13 protein-coding genes are annotated in these 14,289 nt (G+C 38.6%); all 13 read right to left on the bottom strand.

Features of this window, described 5'->3' with window-relative positions:
- Positions 1-141: 141 nt before the first annotated feature.
- The 13 genes from B4N75_RS07670 to rpe all read right to left on the bottom strand — a co-directional run bounded on the left by B4N75_RS07670 (position 142) and on the right by rpe (position 13,916).
- On the bottom strand, positions 142-1,035 hold the full coding sequence (locus tag B4N75_RS07670) for a hypothetical protein (RefSeq protein WP_296022205.1): 894 nt from the start codon (positions 1,033-1,035) through the stop codon (positions 142-144).
- A gap of 51 nt (positions 1,036-1,086) precedes the next feature.
- Complete coding sequence (locus B4N75_RS07665; protein ID WP_296668520.1) at positions 1,087-1,752, bottom strand: tetratricopeptide repeat protein; 666 nt, start codon at positions 1,750-1,752, stop codon at positions 1,087-1,089.
- 29 nt (positions 1,753-1,781) lie between these two features.
- The gene (locus B4N75_RS07660; RefSeq protein WP_296022191.1) at positions 1,782-3,338 is read right to left on the bottom strand and encodes a sigma-54-dependent Fis family transcriptional regulator; all 1,557 of its coding nucleotides are present in this window, start codon (positions 3,336-3,338) and stop codon (positions 1,782-1,784) included.
- A 9-nt stretch (positions 3,339-3,347) separates the two neighbouring features.
- The gene (gene rpsA / locus B4N75_RS07655) at positions 3,348-5,696 is read right to left on the bottom strand and encodes a 30S ribosomal protein S1 (protein WP_296668518.1); all 2,349 of its coding nucleotides are present in this window, start codon (positions 5,694-5,696) and stop codon (positions 3,348-3,350) included.
- Complete coding sequence (locus B4N75_RS07650) at positions 5,693-6,472, bottom strand: pseudouridine synthase (RefSeq protein WP_296668516.1); 780 nt, start codon at positions 6,470-6,472, stop codon at positions 5,693-5,695. Before B4N75_RS07650 ends, rpsA begins: the two co-directional genes overlap by 4 nt.
- A complete protein-coding gene (gene scpB, locus B4N75_RS07645; protein WP_296022174.1) occupies positions 6,435-6,980 on the bottom strand; it encodes an SMC-Scp complex subunit ScpB in 546 nt (181 codons plus the stop codon). Before scpB ends, B4N75_RS07650 begins: the two co-directional genes overlap by 38 nt.
- Positions 6,981-6,995: 15 nt before the next feature.
- On the bottom strand, positions 6,996-7,781 hold the full coding sequence (locus tag B4N75_RS07640; protein ID WP_296022166.1) for a segregation and condensation protein A: 786 nt from the start codon (positions 7,779-7,781) through the stop codon (positions 6,996-6,998).
- 46 nt (positions 7,782-7,827) lie between these two features.
- On the bottom strand, positions 7,828-8,358 hold the full coding sequence (gene folK / locus B4N75_RS07635) for a 2-amino-4-hydroxy-6-hydroxymethyldihydropteridine diphosphokinase (protein ID WP_296022162.1): 531 nt from the start codon (positions 8,356-8,358) through the stop codon (positions 7,828-7,830).
- Between the two features lie 2 nt (positions 8,359-8,360).
- Positions 8,361-9,542 carry a recombinase RecA gene (recA, locus tag B4N75_RS07630; RefSeq protein ID WP_296707055.1) on the bottom strand — a complete coding sequence of 394 codons (1,182 nt, stop codon included), beginning with the start codon at positions 9,540-9,542 and terminating at the stop codon, positions 8,361-8,363.
- Between the two features lie 106 nt (positions 9,543-9,648).
- Complete coding sequence (locus B4N75_RS07625) at positions 9,649-10,752, bottom strand: tetratricopeptide repeat protein (RefSeq protein ID WP_296022149.1); 1,104 nt, start codon at positions 10,750-10,752, stop codon at positions 9,649-9,651.
- 1 nt (position 10,753) lies between these two features.
- Positions 10,754-12,247, bottom strand: coding sequence for a hypothetical protein (locus tag B4N75_RS07620; RefSeq protein WP_296707054.1), 1,494 nt, complete (start codon positions 12,245-12,247; stop codon positions 10,754-10,756).
- A 97-nt stretch (positions 12,248-12,344) separates the two neighbouring features.
- On the bottom strand, positions 12,345-13,283 hold the full coding sequence (locus tag B4N75_RS07615) for a tetratricopeptide repeat protein (RefSeq protein ID WP_296022136.1): 939 nt from the start codon (positions 13,281-13,283) through the stop codon (positions 12,345-12,347).
- A complete protein-coding gene (gene rpe / locus B4N75_RS07610) occupies positions 13,284-13,916 on the bottom strand; it encodes a ribulose-phosphate 3-epimerase (protein WP_296668507.1) in 633 nt (210 codons plus the stop codon).
- Between the last annotated feature and the right edge of the window lie 373 nt (positions 13,917-14,289).

Below are 14,289 nucleotides of genomic sequence, written 5' to 3'. Positions count from 1 at the left end.
CTCTAATCCAACTGAGCTACAATCTCGTATTTATTCACTTTATCAAAATTGCATTTTTTTTGCAACACTCAATCTGCCGCATTTTTCTAAAATTATTGCAATTTTTGTTTTTTTCTGCAAAAAAAACACTTACAGCCGATACTATTTATTTTTTATTATCGGAACTGAACCAAGATCAAGGAGAAGACTATAAGCGTTCGAAAGTGAACTGCTATCAAATGCGACTCCGACTGCAAAAAACTGAACATAATAAGTATCGCTCGCAGAAGCCGAATCATTATGCTTATAATCATCATCACTTTCCGACGGCTGTACATTCTCGTCTGAATCTGTATCTTGTTCATCAAAAAAATCAAATGATTTTCCATTGCTTCTCGAAGGAATGATAAAATCTATGTCATCATATGAAACTGAGGTTCCAAAACTACCCGAAGTTCCAGAAAAATATTTCCAGCCCTCTGAAGAGTCATAATCAACAAAAACTGTAGAATCATTGACAAAAGCCCTTAAACGGCCAGAAAACTTTACACATGCACGAAATTGTTCAAAACTCGAAACATCCTCTCCATTAGCTCCGTAATTTTCATTTCCAGCATAAGTTTTTACCCGAAAAGCGACATTTAACCTATCTTTTAGAATAGAAGCAGGAACAAACACCGACTGAGAAACAGTTTTGTTAGTCTTAAAAGAACGTGCGCCCAAAACCTGATACTGATAAGTATCAACCATTCTTGTAGCCGCCGCTGTCGAATTACTGCTCGTGTTTACGGAGAGAATTGAATTTCGCTGGGAGATTAAATCGCTGGAATTATTGTAAATTTTATAATAAATTTCAGTTCCAGAAAAAGAATCGGGCTGGTCGGTTTCATTCACCCTAAAAGAAGCGTACCATTTCAAATAATCATCGCCACTGTAAAGCGGGCTATTGATTAGAGATGTCGGAGCATTTACTGTTATTACATCTTCAAGTCCGCAGGAAACAAAAAAAGTTTCCGTAAAGGCAAGAATACACATAATAAATATTTTACTTGCCATAGGGAAACTTTTCATAATAAAAAAACTATTTTATATTTATCAAGTTACAAATTATTCTGCTTTTGTTAAATTAATTGCAATAATCCGGTCTTTTGCAAGATTTGCCCATCTTGAACCAGAATGAATTGCTTCAATTTTTTCATAAGCTTCAACAGCGTTTTCCAAATCACCTTTAGCTTCGTTCACGCGACCGAGGCTAAAATATGCATGGTCGATAAGATAAAAATTTTTCGAAGAAATCGCCTTTTCATAACAAGAAATGGCGTCTTCCAAATCATTCAAGTTTTCAGAACAAATTGCCGCATTGTAATAACAAAGAGGAGCCGTATAAGTCGATTTTTTTGCCGCAGCAGCCTTTAACCAGGCGCTGCGGCTTGCATCATAATTTTTCTGTTCAAAAAGAATCTCAGCCTTTAGCATATTTGCCCTTACACCTACAATTCCACCTTTCGAAGCAAGAGTTTCAAGTTCAGCAAGTGCAGTCTCCTGCCTAGCCTTAAAATCTTCTGCAGAAATATCATCCGCATCTTTCTTGAAAGTATATTCAACCATATCAACCTGAGAAAGTCCTTCCTCAGCGACCTTTGTTTTTATTGAAGAGCCGACTACCGCAACAATAACAAACACTATTAAAATGGCAATCAAACCACCGATAACTTTTATATTTTTTTCAAGGAATTTTCCAAGAACAGACGTTTTTGATTCTTCATTAGACATATTTTTATCTCCAAATTTTTTATTTATATTCAACGGATTTTAAGTTCATTCAGCAATCGTGAAACATAAGTCCGCTGGATTCCCAAAATTTTTCCCGCCTCTGTCTGATTCCAAGATGTAGAATCAAGAATCTTTTTAATATAGGCGGTTTTAAATTTATTTAAAGCTGTTCTTAAGGTTCTGTCCCCATCAGCTGGATTCGCAATTTCATCAGCAATCTCTTCAAAACTATCCTGCGTTTTATTTTTTTGAACACTAGCAACAGTTGAATTGATTCTTAAATCTTCAGTCTGAATAAGCGGAGGCTTACCCAAAACACAGGCCCTTTCTATTGAATTTTCCAATTCACGAATATTTCCAGGCCAATAATATTCCAAAAGAGTTTTCTCTGCGGCTGCCGAAAAAGACTCAAAATTCTTTTTTGTTTCGTTCGCAAATTCTGCCAAAAAGAATTTTGCAAGCGGAAGCACATCTTCTTTCCGTTCTCTCAAAGGAGGAACATTTATAGGCATTACATTCAGCCTGTAATATAAATCGCTACGGAATGCCCCCTCACTTACCATTTTTTCTAGATTACGGTTCGTCGCAGCGATAATCCGGACATCGACAGAAATCGTTTCGTTAGAACCAACTCTCTCAAAAGTGTGACTCTGCAAAACTCTAAGCAGTTTTGACTGCAATTCCAAAGGCAATTCACCAATTTCGTCAAGAAATAAAGTTCCGCCTTCTGCCGCCTCAAACCTTCCCTTTCTATCTGAAACTGCATCTGTAAAAGCGCCTTTTACATGCCCAAATAATTCACTTTCCAAAAGCGCAGACGACAAAGCCGCACAATTTACGCGCAAAAAAGGCTTTCCGACCCTGTTTGACCGCAAATGAATCTGTTCAGCAAAAAGTTCTTTTCCAACACCGCTTTCGCCTGTTATAAGAATTGTTGTATTCGCCTTCGCAACTTCATCAATTATATGAAGCAAATCCAAGACAACCGGACTTTTTGCAACAAAAGGATGATAATCGCTTCCACTGACGATATTACTCTGCAATACAGAAAAATTATCTTTTGCCGACCGGTAAGAATCTGCATTCAAATATGCAATTCCTGCCTGGCTTGCTAGAAGATTCAAAATTTCCAAATCAGAATTGCAAAATCCCCGCGAACCAGACTTGTTTATAAGCTCGATTACGCCAATGCACTGTCCTTTTACACGCATTGGAATCGCAATCATCGTTTTTGTTACATAACCAGTTTTATTTTGAACCGTATCTGAAAAGCGCGGATCAAGACCTACATTATTGACGATTACATGTTTATTATTTTCAACAACCCAACCGGCAATACTGTTTTTTTCAACAATTATATTTTTTGCCTCAGCACCTTTCGGCCCCAAGGCAACTACAAAGCGAAGAGTTCCGTCTTCTTTGTTTACAAGCAGAAGTGAAGAAGATTCACATTCGACCAAACGCATTGCTGATTCAAGAATATAAACCAGCAACGCATTTACATCTGAATAATTTGAATTTATTCTGCCGTTTATTTCGATGAGTGTTTTTAGTTTTTCAAAAGTAAGAGAATCAAGTTCACCCATCGAAATCGACTAACTGTTTTTCTGATCGTTAAGCATATCACCGAGTGTATATGCACCACCAACATTATCTTCAGAAGATATATACTGATTGATTTCTTTACGAGCTTGAGCTTTTTTGAAATCTTTTACAGAAAAAGCAACTTTCTCTCTTTCAACATTGATGTCTACAACGTAAACATTAACTTTGTCGCCTACCTTGTATTTTTCAACAGCTTCTTCAAAAGGAACATCTTTGTCATCGCTGAGGTTAGCCTTGTTTACAAGACCTTCGATTCCCTCTGGAGCTCTTACAAATACACCAAAATCAGTGATTGATGTAATTTCGCCCTCAAGAGTTGAACCTACATGGTATTTTTCTGCAAATGCCACCCAAGGATTATCTGTAAGCTGCTTTAAGCCAACTGTAATGCGGTGCTGTTCAGGATTTACATCAAGGATTTTTACATCAAGTTCCTGACCGACTGTAAATTCGCTGCCAGGATGCTTAACTTTCTTTGTCCAAGAAATATCTTCTGAATGTAGGAATCCATCGATACCTTCTTCAAGCTGAATAAATGCACCTGCATTTGTGATTTTTACAACTTTTCCGTGAACTACAGAATCAACTGCATATTTTTCAGAAATTGTATCCCAAGGATTTGGCGTAACCTGTTTCAAACCGAGAGAAACGCGTCCAGCCTGAATATCATAGCCGAGAACCATACACTTTACTTTGTCGCCAATCTGAACCATATCAGAAGCCTTGTTTACTTTCTTTGTCCAGCTGAATTCAGAAATGTGAGCGAGACCTTCAATTCCTTCTTCAAGGGCAATAAAAGCGCCAAAGTCTGTGAGTTTTGTAACTGTTCCTTCAACAACATCATTTACATGATATTTATCTTCAAAATGAACCCAAGGATCTTCAGTAAAATGTTTAAGAGACAGGTTGATTCTCTTATCTTCAGGATTAAGAGCAATCACTTTAAGCTCAATTTCCTGCCCTTTCTTTACGAAATCCTTTGGACGAGTTACATGTCCCCAGCTCATATCATTGATATGAAGAAGACCGTCGAAACCGCCAAGATCGATAAAAGCACCAAAACTTGTAAATGATTTCACAGTTCCTTTTACAGTGTCGCCAACCTGAGTATTTGCAAAGAAATCATCACGAGCCTTGTTGATAATTTCTTCAAGATACTTTCTGCGGTTTACAACAACATTTGCCTTGTTGTCCGAATACAGTCTTTCAATATAGAATTTAGAAACTGTTCCAATAAGTTTTTTCGGTTCTTCAACTTTTGAAGAATCAGACTGACTGATTGGCAAGAACGCACGAATATCGCCACCAAGGTTTACTTCAAAACCGCCTTTTACTTCTTTTTCTATAGTTCCTTCTACTGGAGTTTTTTCTTCAGCAGCCTTGCGGAGATCTTTCCACAACTGTTTTGACTGCGCTTTTGTGAAAGAAACTTCCGGACCATTACGGCCGTTAAGTTTTACAAGCACACAGGAAACTACATCGCCAGGCTTTGGCAGTTTTCCTGCAAATTCCTGCACAGGAATCTTTCCTTCCGATTTAGCACCAATATCGATAAATACAAGTTCATCTGTAACTGCAATTACAGTACCGTCAACAAGCTGACCATCTTCAAGAGGCATAAAACTCTTGAGAGACTCCTCTAATTGTGTCTGGATAGAGCTTTTTGTCTCTTCCTTTTCCACTTCCATCTGTTCCATAGTAAACCCTTTGTTTTGAATTTTGCTTAAGATTATCGCACAAACCTGCTCTATAGTCAAGTTTGATGTATCAATGTAAAAGGCATCCGGAGCACGCTTTAAGGCTCCTTCTGCTTTATTCCTGTCAATTTCATCGCGTTTTAGAATTGCCGCCTTTACTTCTTCGAGCGTCATATTAGAAACGCCCTGATCGAAACGACGTTGAGCCTGAACATCTATCGAGGCATCAAGATAGAACTTGTATTGCGCATTTGGAAAAACAACTGTTGTCATATCGCGTCCTTCGCAGACAATGTCAAGAGACTTAGTTATTTCCTGCATTCTTTCGTTTACAAGATGGCGGACTGGCACAATAGAAGACACCTGAGCAACTTTTTTGCTAACCGCATCATCGTGAAGATGATCTTCAACATCGACTCCATTAAGCACAAGACGTGAATTTTTATATTCAAGCTTCTGTTTTTTGCAGAATTTAAGCACTTTTTCAGAATCTGAAATATCAATATCAGAAGAATTAAGAGCCATTGTAAGCGCCCGATAAAAACTTCCGCTGTTCAGATAGGTAATTCTTAATTTTCTTGCAATCAACGATGCAACTGTAGATTTTCCTGTTCCGGCAGGTCCGTCCATTGCGATTATCATATTTCGCTCCCAATATTATTTTTGCAAAGAGATAAAAGTTCTTTTACTTCTTTTTCAGAAAGCTCACGGAATTTTCCCTCTTCCAAATTTTCAAGTTTTACATTTCCAATCCTGATACGCCGAAGGCTTCGGATTGCGGCTCCCGCATCGGTAAATACACGGCGAATTTCGCGGTTTTTACCTTCGACAAGAACAACCCTCATTTTGTGAGAATTTACAACCTGCGCGCTTTTTGCTTTGTAAAAAATCCCTTCGACACGAATTCCGCGTGCAAAGCGATCTTCAAGACCTTCTGGCAGAGGATAACTGGTTTCTACAAGATATTCTTTTTCAATTTCACTAGAAGGATGGCTCAGTTTTGCGGCAAAATCTCCATCGTTTGTAAAAATTATAGCTCCGCGACTAAACATATCAAGACGGCCGACATTGTACAGCCGCTCAGAATATTTTTCTTTCAGAATATCAACAGCAACCGGCCGGCCCTTTTCATCGGTTTGGGTACATACATAGCCAGCAGGTTTATTCAACAGAACATAAATTTTTCTTTTTTCAAGAGAAATTTGTTTTCCATCAACGCAGACAACATCATTTTCTGAAACCTTTACCCCTAATTCACTGACTGTTTTTCCGTTTACGCATACCCGTCCGTCTGTAATTATATTTTCACAGGCGCGCCGGCTTGCAAGTCCGCAATGAGCAAGAAAAGCCTGAAGCCGAATTTGTTTTTTTTCTTGAGAATTATCTTGCAAGCTCGAACCTCTCTGATTCTTTTTCATCAAGAGCAGGAAGTTCTGCAATTGAATTAAGATTAAAAAATTTCAAGAATTCTTTTGTAGTTCCAAACTGACACGGTCTTCCAGGAGCATCTTTTCTGCCTACTTCCTTTACAAGCTGCCGTTCCTGAAGAATACGAATCATATTATCCGGCGGAACTCCACGAATTGATTCAATCTCAGCACGCGTAATAGGCTGCTTATAGGCAATAATCGAAAGAACTTCCATTGCTGAACGGCTCAATCTTCCTGCATTTTTATTTCCATAACGCTCTTTTAAAACTTCCCAAAATTCTTTCTTTGGAGTAAGTGTCCAGCCGCCTGTAATTTTTGAAAGCTCAACACCAGAACTTTCTTGAGAATACTTTTCCTTTAACCCGTCAAGACACTGCTCAATGACATCTTCCGAAAGCTCTGCAATTTTTGCGATCGACTCAACAGTAAGAGGCTCGCTGTCCAAAAACAGAACCGCCTCTACAAGCCCCATTTCTTTTTCGAGATTTACATCCATTTTTTATATAATTCCTTATGCCGCATATCTACAGATTTTTATGTCGCCAAACATTCTGTTCTGCATAATCGTTGCCATCTTAAACTTTACGGCTTCCAAAAGAGCCATAAACGCGCAGATTACATCAAGAACATTGCCATGTCTGACAATCAAATCCGTAAACATACATTCATCCTTTTTTTCAAGAAGTTCATTCATCAGCGTAATTTTTTCATTTACCGAAATTTCTTCGTACATATCAATGATTTTTGAATCCGAGTACTGCGAAATAAGGTTTTGAAAGATTTTCTGCATTTGCTGCAAAAGATCCCAAGTATCTATCTGCTCCCACATATTTTCATCATCGAACGGAAGAACCCGCTGAATTTTCTTTCGTTCAAAATTCCATTCACTTTCGTCTTCTTTTTCTTCCATAAGATTTGAAAGCTTTTTAAATTTCTGGTATTCAATAAGTTTTTCAACAAGCTCTTCACGAGGATCGTCAAAATCAAGGTCGTCATCAACCTTTACTTCAACAGGAAGCATCATCCGGCTTTTTATATAAACAAGGCGAGCCGCCATATTATAAAATTCGGACAAATCGCCAAGTTCAACCTGAGAAGCATAATCAAGATATTCAAGAAACTGCTCGGTAATTTCGGCAATCGGAATATCATAAATATTGATTTTATTGTCACGGATTAAAGTCCAAAGCAAATCCAAAGGACCTTCAAACTGACCCACGGTATACTTATGGACGATTTTGTCCGCAGTTTCGTCATAATCAATTGTTTTTGTTTTTAACTCCAGGTTCTGTTCCATGAAAGCTCCTCAAAAAAAAACGATGATTTTATAAAACGCTTATTCATTAAAATTTTCCGTCTATAAAATCCCGGGCCGAAAGGAATTTCTCAACTCCGCCCGAACCAATTTTTTCCAAATAGCTGGAAAAATCTTCTCTTTTTATAAAATCGGCATTTTCTTTTAAAATCTCAAGTAAAGGAACTAAAACAAATGCCCTTTCTTTATGCCGTGGATGAGGAATCTGGAGAGTTTTTGTATCTACTGTCTGATTACCAAAAAATTCAATATCAATATCGACTGAACGCGGTCCATTTCTTACTTCAAGCTCACGGTTACGTCCCAAGCAAGATTCGATTACGTGAATTTTTTCGAGCAGGTCAAAAGGTGAATAAACATCATCAATTTTACCGCGAACTGCCATATTATAAAAATCATCTTGATTTTCAAGATACATAGGTTTTGTGCGGTAAACTGACGAAATCAAAAATTCTGAGAGCAGACCGTTCAAAGCTTCGCAGGCCCTTTTTAAAAGACACAAACTGTCCATTCCGTTCCAGCTTTTATTGGAGCCTACTCCCAAAACAACATCAATCATAACTAAAAAAGAGCATCCTTTGCAGACGGCACAACTTCAGAAGAAGCCTCGATCTGAGAAGCAGTTTTTTGTTTTGCGCTTTCTTTCTCTGCTTTTTCCAAGGCTTTTGAGGCCTTTACCTGTTCAGGATAAACAGGAACACCTTCCTTTGTTTTTAAAACCTGTCCAGGAAAAACTTCCGCACGAATCTGAGCCTCAATCTGTTTTGCATACTCAGGATTCTGAGTAAGGAAGTTGATTGCATTTTCCTTTCCCTGGCCGACTTTTTCGTCTCCGCGAGTATACCATGCTCCACGCTTATCGATTATTCCATGCTTTACGGCAGAATCAAGCAACGAAGCGGTCGCAGAAATTCCTTTTCCGAAATAAATATCAAGCTCAACCTTGCGGAATGGAGGAGCAACCTTGTTTTTTACAACTTTTACGCGGACACGGTTACCGACAGCGTCTTCCTCTCCTTTTCCGTCAATTGATTCAATTCGGCGAATTTCCAAACGGACAGACGAATAAAACTTAAGGGCGTTTCCACCGGTTGTAGTTTCCGGATTGCCGAACATTACGCCGATTTTCATGCGAATCTGGTTGATGAATACGATTATGCACTTGCTTTTATTTACGATGGCCGTAAGTTTTCTGAGAGCCTGGCTCATAAGGCGAGCCTGAAGCCCCATCATCGCATCTCCCATATCTCCTTCGATTTCTTTTTGAGGAGTAAGGGCGGCAACAGAGTCAACAACAATAATATCAACAGCTCCAGAGCGAACAAGATTTTCTGTAATTTCCAGAGCCTGCTCTCCTGTATCCGGCTGCGAAACCCACAATTCATCAATATTTACGCCAAGATTTTTTGCATAAACCGGGTCAAGAGCATGCTCTGCATCGACAAATGCAGCTATTCCGCCAAGTTTCTGAGCTTCCGCAATCGCATGCAAAGCAAGAGTCGTTTTTCCAGAACTTTCCGGACCATACATCTCGATAATTCGACCGCGCGGATAACCGCCTACACCGAGAGCTTCGTCAAGCAAAATCGAACCAGAAGGAACTACATCAACGCCCTGAGCATCCGGCTGAGTTCCAAGTTTCATAAGCGCGCCAGCACCAAACTGTTTTTCAATCTGGATGCGAGCCGCTTCAAGAGCTTTCAGTTTTTCCGACATATCTGCCGACTGATTTGTTTCTACCATTTTAGCCACCTTTTTTCCTCCCACTATATATATGGCCCTGAAATTCAATTTTTACACATTTTTTTTGAATTTTTCAGTATATTTTTACATCAATATCGAATTTTTATCAATTTTTTCTCAAAGGCTGATAAACAGAGCGTCCAACAAGACACAATTTTCCGTCTTTTAGTTTTACCTGCGCTAGAATTTTTACCGCACGGTCTCCTTCTATTTTTGGAACAACATTAAAAATCACCGGAACAATTCCGTCAACTCTTTCAAGATTTTCGTATCCGACAAGAAGATCGCAACTAAAAATGTCATTTTCAGTCTTTGCATTGGAAATTCTTCCAGACCAGACAACCCAGCAGTCCAAATAAAGAGCAGGTTCTGCCGCTACGGTTGAATATGAAAAATTCTCTTCAGGACGACTAGAAAAACTGTCAAAAGAAGGCTCTTCAAAATACGAAACCAAAAGTTCCGACTTAGATTTTACAGACTGAGATGCATTTGAATTCAAAATTCTGTTTATTTCAACCCGGGAAGAATTATCCCTGTAATTCTGAAAATAAAATTTTGCCTTTTCATAAGCTTGCGTAATCTGAGAATCCGAAAGAATATACTTATAAACTCCGCCAGACAAATCCTTTTCCTGCAAATTCGACTTATCGGAAGCTGTCAGGTCTAGCTCGCTCAAATCCGCTCTCTGCGCCTCTTGTCTTGTCTTGCTTAAGTTCATGCAAAAAAGAATGGCAAGAGCAGCAAAACCTCCGGCAAGGACAGAAAACGCAAGAGGCCAGATTCCTTTTTTTGCAGCAACTTCTGGATAAAATTCTTTTATTTTTCCAGTATCTGTCCATTTTACAATCGTTTCATAATCTCCTTTTGAGCGGACAAATTCAAGGGCAGCCTTTGCCTTTTTATTTTCCGGCTCAAGATCGAGAATATCAAGATAATAGCCAATTGCAGCGCTTGTATCTCCGCGAACCAAATATAAAGCGGCCTGTCCCAAAAGCAAGTCTACGTTTTGAACTTTTATGTGCCGTGCTTCATCAAAATTCCTGTACGAATTTCCATAATCGCCAGAGTAAAGGCAGGCAATTCCCAAAATCAAATAATAATCGAAACTGTTTCTGTAGACTTCGCGGACACCTTCAAGCAGAACAATCGCATTTGAATACTTTTTTTTCCGAATAAGTGAACGCGCTTCGTCAATCGTTGCCCGGCTCATTTTAGTTCCGCTTCCTCAAGGCTGCAAGAATAGCATCAAGCTCAGAATTAAGCTGCCTAAGCTCATTTCTGTCAATATCGGCATCCGTGCTTTCAAGAGCGTCAATCCGATTTATAAGGTTCTGAATATATTCAAAATCAAGCTGTTTTTCAGTAACGTTTTGAACTATAAAATCAACATCGGTTTTTCTTGAACCTGAAACATCAAAGCTCGCAGCCGCCTCACTTTTTTCAAGTTTTTTTGTGCCGCCAATTCCAGCAAAATCAACGTATTTTAAAGTATCGCATTTTCTTCCGTTGCAAGAAATTCCTGCAAAAAATTGAATTGAATAAGTTTCTTCTTTTTGAAGCGTTTTCTGCGGCCAGACAACCAAAATTCCCGAATTATTATACGCATTCAGCGAATTAAAGCTTCTTCCGTTTTCCGAAACCATAATCCATCTCGGAGAATTCAAATATGAGATGTTTGCAACCGTCACAACTTCCGGAGAAGAGATATTTTTTCCCTCAAAAACAAATTCCGCGGAAGTTTTCGAGTCAGAAACGCACAACACCCTCTCTTTGATCATATTTTCAAACTGATGCTCAGAATTAAATGACAGGCCGTTTTCTGTCAAAAAATGAACATCCGCTCCTTCGCCAACAGACGTATCCAAAACAGCCTTCAATGCAAAATTTGCTTTTTTTTCAGAAAGATTTGTAACATAAGCCCTGATTTTTATTACACCAGGCAAAACATCCTCGCCCGAAGCTTCTTCCTCTTCTTCTGTTTTTAAAAGATTTTCATCCTGTTCCATTGCAATTTTTTCATCATTTTGCTCAAGGGCAAAAACCTTTTTAACAGTTTCTTCCGGCTCAAACGAAAAATCTATGGCAACACGCGCTCTGTTACTTATTGTGTAAACAAGCCGCGCTCCGTTCGCTGTTTTCCATAGCTCTTTTTGAACCGCGCTGTCTTTATTCAGGCAGTAGACTGTTTTTCCAATTTTTAAAAAGAAAGATGAAGAAATTGAATCCTCATAATTTGAAAGAACCGGAGTTTTTTTGCGTTTTTTTTGAGAAGAATAAAAATTAAAAGTTCCACGGTCAGAATTACACTCGATAGAATAATTTTCAAAGAAAAGTGAATATTTTTTTACAGGAATATAAACATCGCCAAGATACGGATCGATTTTTGTAATCTCATTATTCTTTTCCTGTTTTTTATCAGCTTCATCAGCATTTTCTGTCTTTTTTGTTTTCTTAGTTTTTTCTCTTTTTGCCTTTTTTTCTTCAGCCTTTTCTTTTTCCAGTTTTCCAGCGTCCTTGGAAACTGATTCCTTCTCAGAATTTTCAGAACTTTCCATTGCTCCAAGACTTTCAGCCGGCGCTTCGCTATTCACATTTTCGGTTTGAGAATAAAATACACCGCCTGCAAAAACCGCAAGAACAGCGCATAAAAGAACTTTTTTTTCAAAATAAACCTTATTGAAACGATTTTTTTTCAAAACTTTCATAATTTTTATCTCCGGAATTTTTATTTTTAAGCATAATTTTTTATTCTTATAAAAGCCAAAACACTTTAAAAATCTAAAAAAACACAAAAAAAAACTGCTATTTTTCTTCAAGCAAAAACTGCAAGAACAAAGCCTTTTGTTTTAGGGCCTCAATTTCTGGATCAGTTTTCGGGACAGAAATTTTCTCATCATTTTTTTCCTTCAAAACATTTTGAGGACTTATCACGTTGTCAAAATTCCTCACCTTCGCTTCAAGAGAGGAATTCACTTTTTTCTGCTCCGCCAGTTCCGCCTCAAGCTCGGCAATCCGGTTCTGAGAATCGGCAAGGCTTTTTCTCAACCCCATTTTATCCTGGCTTTGATAAAGTTTTATCTGTCTTTCATATTCTTCACGCGCAGAAAGATTTTCTTCTCCGGTTACTTTTAAAAGATAAATCAATTTTTCTTCACGCTCACGCTGAGCAATCATTTCAAGACGATAGCGGCAGTCTCCAGCCTTCGCATCTGCCGGAAAATCCGACACAACGCGCTCATAAAGAGCGCGGGCAGAATCAAAATTATATTCATCGTAAAAACACTCGGCAACCCAATACAAAGCCGCCGCATAAAGCTCGCTATCCGGATAAAGATGACAAAAATCGCTCAAAACCAAAACTGCCTCTTCATTGCGTTCCAAAAGATGCAGAATCCGTCCTTTTTGAAAATGCATATACGGGAGATACTGACTTTTATCAAAAGACTGCAAAAAAACGTTTACGTCAGAAAGCGCGTCAGAATATTCGCAGGCATTGATTTCGCTCATCACCAAAAGATACAGAGTCTCTTCGTCAAAACCTTCAGGCAAACTTCCAGCCTTCCGCAGAAAAAACATCGCAGAAGCCCAGTCATTTTTTCTAAAAGCCTCAAAGCCCTGCTCTTGCTCCGCAGAATATTTCTGACAAAAAATGCTTCCTGCCGCAAAAAAAGCAGCCGCAAAAAAAACAAAAAACCGTTTTAAGCCGTTCCGATCTTGTCCACAAAAAGTCCGCGCAAGCATTTACGCCTCCCACTTAAACGAGCCGTTAAAAAAGGCAGAGCCCGAAACAACCACATCAACACCAGCGTCAAGCACAGAAGGCAAAGTTTCGTTGTTTATTCCGCCGTCAACCGAAATCAAATAATTGTAATTTTTTTCCTTTCTTATTAAATCAAGCTCCGCAATTTTTCCAACACAATAGGGAATCAGTTTCTGCCCGCCGAAGCCAGGATTAACCGTCATTACAAGAACAAGGTCAACTTCCGGAAGAATTTCCTTTATTGCGCTTACAGGAGTCGACGGAACAATAGAAACTCCAGCCTTTTTTCCAAGCGAATGAATATGAGAAACAAGCCTGTCTATATGCACAGTCGCTTCCTGATGAAAAGTAATCCAGTCAGCCCCAGCCTGCGCAAAGGTGTCAACCATTTCCTCAGGACGCTCAACCATAAGATGAACATCAAACGGCAAAGATGTAAGTTTTCTTACAGATTTTATAACTGGCTGTCCGTAAGTAATCTGAGGAACAAAATGTCCGTCCATAACATCAATATGAACCGCACCCGATTTTTTTTCCTCACAAAGTTTCAAGGCCTCCGCAAGATTAGAAAAATCCGCAGAAAGCAACGAAGGTGATAAAATTCTACTTTTCATTTCTAACTATAATATCAGACAAAAACGATAAAAACAACAAACCAAAGTCAAAATGTATTATTTTCGCCATAAGATTATAAAAATTCGGGACGGCATTTTTTTTCAAAAAAAAGTTTTCCGCCGGCGTTCCGTATTTTCCTTAACCGGCTGCTCTGCCTTCGCTAACGCTCATTGCAAAACCAGAGTTTTGCAACTAAAGGGCGGCGCATCCGGCGTAAATTTTAAAAAATCGCAAAAAAATTAAATTTTCCAAATAAACAAATTGACATTTTTTTTTCAAACTGATATATTTTCTATCACGTTGATTGCAACTTTTCTTAAATAAAAGTTAATCAGCATTTCAGCAAAAACATTTTTGCGGGAATAGCACAGT

Origin of the sequence: Treponema sp. UBA7570 (genome assembly GCA_002477955.1) — a bacterium.
GTDB lineage: Bacteria > Spirochaetota > Spirochaetia > Treponematales > Treponemataceae > Treponema_D.
Note: the sequence above shows the minus strand (reverse complement) of the source record. Positions and strands in the feature narration are given on the sequence as shown.